This is a genomic window from Candidatus Desulfatibia sp. (genome assembly GCF_036446775.1).
Classification (GTDB): domain Bacteria; phylum Desulfobacterota; class Desulfobacteria; order Desulfobacterales; family UBA11574; genus Desulfatibia_A.
On the sequence record NZ_JAZFTO010000048.1, the window covers coordinates 1 to 4,613 of the forward strand.

Genomic DNA, 4,613 nt, shown 5'->3' on the forward strand with positions numbered 1-4,613 from the left:
GGGTTCAACGAATAAAGACAACGTTGAATCCCACCAGTGGTGGGAAATCTGTGAACGCATGAAAAGACAACCCTGAACCTCACCTGCCGTCGGTCGGGCAGTGGTGAACTCTGATTCTGTGAACCCAACGAAAGGTAACCCTGAACGTTGAACCCTGAACCTGTGAACGCATACGGTTAGGCAGACCCCATAAATCAAGATGGGTATTTAATAAGCTAAAAGGTAAAGTGCTATGGAATATATTGAACCGCCTCCCGTTTCTAAACTGGATGAAGAGGAACCTAAAGAAAATATTCGTAAAGGCCTTATAAAGGAAGAAGGCCAACACAAAATTGTCATCCAGAAAGCTCAAATTCGGGACGTAGAAGAAATTCTCGAATTGGTGAACGGCTTTGCAGCATTGAATTTAATGCTTCCCAGAGGTCCCCAATACCTGTATGAAAACATCAGGGATTTCGTGATAGCCAGTGACCGCAACGTTCCGGTTTACAGTCTGACGGAAACCAGAGAAGTATTGCACCTGATTGTGGCCTGCGGCAGCCTGCATGTGCTTTGGGAAGATATTGCTGAGATCAGAGCGCTTGCGATTCATCCGGATTACCAGCAGATGGGTCTGGGAAGCAAGTTAGTCGAAGTCATGCAAGAAGAGGCCGAACAACTGGGAATAAGGCGATTGTTTACATTTACAATGACGGAAGATTTCTTCAAAACGCTTGGATTCAGGCGACAAAACAGAGAGGAACTTCCTCCCAAGGTATGGGGCGAATGCAGTCGCTGCCCGAAATACTTTAATTGTGATGAAGTCGGAATGGTTCTGGATCTTTAAATTTGAATTCCCCGCTTCTTGCAGCGCGGGATGAATTCAAATAAAGATAAAATCCTTTTTAAGGAGAAAGTGCGGTGCCTTTCGCCATCTGAGCGGCATAGCCGCGTTTCATAAAATCGTAACACGATTTTATTTCAAGAACTGCTATAGAACCGACTCAATTCTTTCTAAGGCCCAATCGACATCTTCTTTGGAAATTGTCAAAGGCGGCGTAAAACGGATGACATGCTTGTGGGTCTCCTTGCACAGTAGTCCCTGCTGGAGCAGTTGATGACAAAAGCGGCGGGCCCCGCCGGCCTCGGGGACCAGTTCGACCCCGATCATCAGCCCCTTACCCCGGACTTCTTTGATGTGGGGACTTTTGATAGTTTTGAGCTTAGACATGAAATAATCACCCACTTTAGCGGCGTTTTCGATCATGTTTTCTTCGATTAAGACCTTGAGGGCCGTTCGGGCGACGGCACAGGCCAGAGGATTGCCGCCGAAGGTGCTGCCGTGATCGCCGGGTATAAAGACACCCAGAACCTCGGAGTTCGACAAAATAGCCGAGATAGGATAAAATCCTCCGGATAGCGCCTTGCCGATGAGGGTCACATCGGCATCAACGCCTTCATGCTCTTCGGCGAGCAATTTGCCGGTGCGGCCCAGTCCGGTTTGAATTTCGTCAAAAATGGAGACAATATTGTGTTTTTCACAAATCTCCTTTATCTGTTTCAAATACCCGGGTGGCGGTACAATAATTCCGCCTTCACCCTGGATCGGTTCAACCAGAAAGGCCACCGTATTGGGAGTGACGGCATCTTCCAGAGCGTTTGAGTCGCCGAAAGGGATGATTTTGAAACCGGGTGTAAAAGGACCGAAACCGTCCCGGTACTGCTGGTTGCTGCTGAACCCGATAATTGAAATGGTGCGTCCGTGAAAGTTGTTTTCACAGACAATCACCTCGGCCTGATCCGGCGGGATTCCTTTGATCTTGTAGCCCCACTTGCGAACTGCTTTGATCACGGTTTCCACGGCTTCAGCGCCGCTGTTCATGGGCAGAACCTTGTGTGCGTTGGTCAGTTCACAGATTTCTTTATAAAACAGTCCCAGCTGGTCATTGCGAAAGGCACGTGAAGTGAGGGTCAGTTTTTGGAGTTGTTCAATCATGGCTTGCTTGATTTTGGGGTGCGCATGTCCCTGGTTGACCGCCGAATAAGCGGCGAGACAGTCCATGTATTTGTTGCCTTCTATATCCCAGACCCAGATACCTTCCCCACGATGCAGAACCACATCCAGCGGCTGGTCATAGTGAGCCCCAAACTGTTCTTCCAGATCGATAAAATATTGGGCGTCCATGAATGCTCCTCCTTTGCTGTGTTCGGTATTGTCCAAATCCAATTGGCTGGGGATTGTGTTTTGTCTATCAGGTATATGTAAGTTTTTATAAAACTAATAAAAAAATATCATGAAAAGATTGGAGAAAGCAAATTTTTAAATTAAAGTGTCGTTTTCGGCACTAATTCAGGGAAGTGTTTTAATATGGCCGATTACAAACAAGATCTTGCAGCATTGATAAATTCGTGCCATTTTATGACTAAATAGTATAGGTTTAAACTTAAATTTTTTCAAGTTCCGAATGCTTTCGGGACGTTAAACAAAATCGCGCAGCGATTTTATCACGAGAGGATGCTATGGCATTTGACGCTGAGAAGGATAAGGTATTGCACGAGTGGAAATGCGATGAAACCGGGCTTGTGATTTCGATCAACCAATATGCCGGCGGGGAACCGAAACTTCAGATCGGCCCCCGGATATATACCAAAAAAGACGGATCAGAATCCCAGCGCAGAGCCGGCCGTCTCTCCATTGAGGATCTGATGTGGTTTTACGAGATCATTGATGAGGTCAAAGACGAACTTGCGGGGTTGGCAAAACCGGTATGATTAGTAAATCCAATGAATGACCTATGCAATGACGATTCAATTGTAAAACCCGGAAAAGCGAAAAATGCGCCGGATTTGGGTCCTGTTGCCGTGATGGTGTCTAATCAGGAGGATCTGAATGCACTTCGCAGGCAGCTGGATTTGGGACAGGATCACGTAAAAAATTTATTTATGAGCAGGCTGATTGTGGGAAACGGCTTGCAAGCAGGCCTTGCAGTTACAGGTCCCATGATCGGTGCGCCATACGCTACCATGGTGCTGGAGACGTTAGTGGCCTGGGGTGCACGTAAAATTATCTTTTTCGGTTGGTGCGGAGCCGTCTCTAAAAAGGTTAAAATCGGAGACATTATTGTTGCTACAGGTGCCGTCATTGATGAAGGCACATCGCGGCATTATAACGCCAGTGGGCATGATCTGGCTTATCCGTCAGGTCAAATTTTGGAAGAAACAAAAAAGACCTTTAGAGACCATGATCTTTCTTTTCATGAAGGTCTGGTATGGTCCACAGACGCCGTCTACAGAGAGACCCGTGAAAAAGTCGAGCATTTTCAAAAGAAAGGTGTTTTGGCCGTAGAGATGGAACTATCGGCACTGTTTACCGTAGGAAGCTGCCGCAATGCTGAAGTTACGGGAATCCTGGTGGTTTCCGATGAAGTGTCAACATATAAGTGGCGGACGGGATTTAACGAAAGAGATTTTAAAAAAGCCCGCAGGGCTGCCGTTGAGGTGATAAGCATCTTATGCCAGTCGATATAGATCCTGCTGTATTGCAAAAAGTCGAGGAACTAAGGATAGCGCTTCACAGGCACAATTACCGCTATTATGTCCTGAATGATCCTGAAATATCGGATGCTGAGTATGATCGAGCGATGCAGGCGCTGATAGAACTCGAGACGGATCATCCGGAACTTGCAAGCCCGGATTCTCCGACCTGCCGGGTAGGGGCACCAGCGCTTACATCGTTTGGTACCGTTGAGCACTCCGTTCCCATGCTGAGCCTGGGAAATGGATTCACTGATGCCGACATCATGGAGTTTGATGGTCGCATAAAGAAGAATCTCGATACGGATGAGGAAATTGTTTATACAGTTGAACCGAAATTAGATGGAGTTGCTGTTGAACTTGTCTATGAAAACGGCCGGCTGGTTATGGCTTCCACTCGCGGTGACGGCGTTAACGGCGAGGTGATAACGCCGAATGTAAAGACTATACGCTCCGTGCCCCTGCTTATTCTTGCCGGCGGCGAAGCTTTAAACATTGCTTCCCGCCTGGAGGTAAGGGGGGAAGTTTTTATCGGCCTGGAAGAATTCAAACAATTAAATCAAGAACGCTTGGATCAAAACTTGCCGCCGTTTGCCAACCCCAGGAATGCGGCGGCCGGTTCTTTAAGGCAGCTCGATTCCAGGGTTACGGCGAAACGGCCCTTGGAGATTTTTATTTACGGTGTGGGGATTGTTACCGATCTGGTTTTGGAATCACATTGGGAAACACTGCATATATTAAAGGGGCTGGGGTTTAGAATTAATCCTTATATCCGGCCGAAAATTTTGATCAAAGAGGTGCTGGAATATTACAGGGAACTCAGCGAAAAGCGGCATCAGTTGCCCTATGATATAGATGGTATGGTGATTAAAGTCGACAGCCTTGAGATGCAAAAGTTGCTGGGTGCAACTTCCCGCAGTCCAAGGTGGGCCCTTGCTTATAAGTTTGAAGCCTTGCAGGAAACAACGCGGGTAACGGGGATAGTCGTTCAGGTTGGACGGACCGGTGCCCTGACGCCCGTTGCCCATCTTGATCCTGTGAATATCGCGGGGGTGATGGTCAGCCGTGCCACGCTTCACAACGAAGATGAGATCGAGAGA

General features: G+C 47.5%; 5 protein-coding genes. 4 read left to right on the top strand and 1 reads right to left on the bottom strand.

The features are described 5' to 3' along the window. Positions 1 to 232: 232 nt before the first annotated feature. Positions 233 to 826 (top strand): N-acetyltransferase, encoded by a 594-nt coding sequence (locus V3S16_RS02175; protein ID WP_413883034.1) that lies wholly within the window; start codon positions 233 to 235, stop codon positions 824 to 826. A 144-nt stretch (positions 827 to 970) separates the two neighbouring features. Here the strand turns inward: V3S16_RS02175 and rocD are convergent, their stop codons facing one another. Then, entirely contained in the window at positions 971 to 2,164 is a 1,194-nt protein-coding gene (rocD, locus tag V3S16_RS02180; protein ID WP_413883035.1) for an ornithine--oxo-acid transaminase, read from the bottom strand. 335 nt (positions 2,165 to 2,499) lie between these two features. Between rocD and V3S16_RS02185 the strand changes: the two genes are divergently transcribed. From V3S16_RS02185 to ligA, 3 genes are all read left to right on the top strand, one after another. Further along, the gene (locus V3S16_RS02185) at positions 2,500 to 2,751 is read left to right on the top strand and encodes a hypothetical protein (protein ID WP_413883036.1); all 252 of its coding nucleotides are present in this window, start codon (positions 2,500 to 2,502) and stop codon (positions 2,749 to 2,751) included. A 12-nt stretch (positions 2,752 to 2,763) separates the two neighbouring features. Next, on the top strand, positions 2,764 to 3,507 hold the full coding sequence (locus V3S16_RS02190) for a nucleoside phosphorylase (RefSeq protein ID WP_413883037.1): 744 nt from the start codon (positions 2,764 to 2,766) through the stop codon (positions 3,505 to 3,507). Further along, a partial coding sequence (gene ligA / locus V3S16_RS02195; RefSeq protein ID WP_413883038.1) for an NAD-dependent DNA ligase LigA occupies positions 3,492 to 4,613 on the top strand: 1,122 nt, incomplete at its 3' end. The genes V3S16_RS02190 and ligA, both read left to right, overlap by 16 nt.

Coding starts and splice junctions, on each gene's coding strand:
- rocD (WP_413883035.1), bottom strand. CDS start 2,164: ATGGACGCCCAATATTTTATCGATCTGGAAGAACAGTTTGGGGCTCAC.
- V3S16_RS02190 (WP_413883037.1), top strand. CDS start 2,764: ATGAATGACCTATGCAATGACGATTCAATTGTAAAACCCGGAAAAGCG.
- V3S16_RS02175 (WP_413883034.1), top strand. CDS start 233: ATGGAATATATTGAACCGCCTCCCGTTTCTAAACTGGATGAAGAGGAA.
- V3S16_RS02185 (WP_413883036.1), top strand. CDS start 2,500: ATGGCATTTGACGCTGAGAAGGATAAGGTATTGCACGAGTGGAAATGC.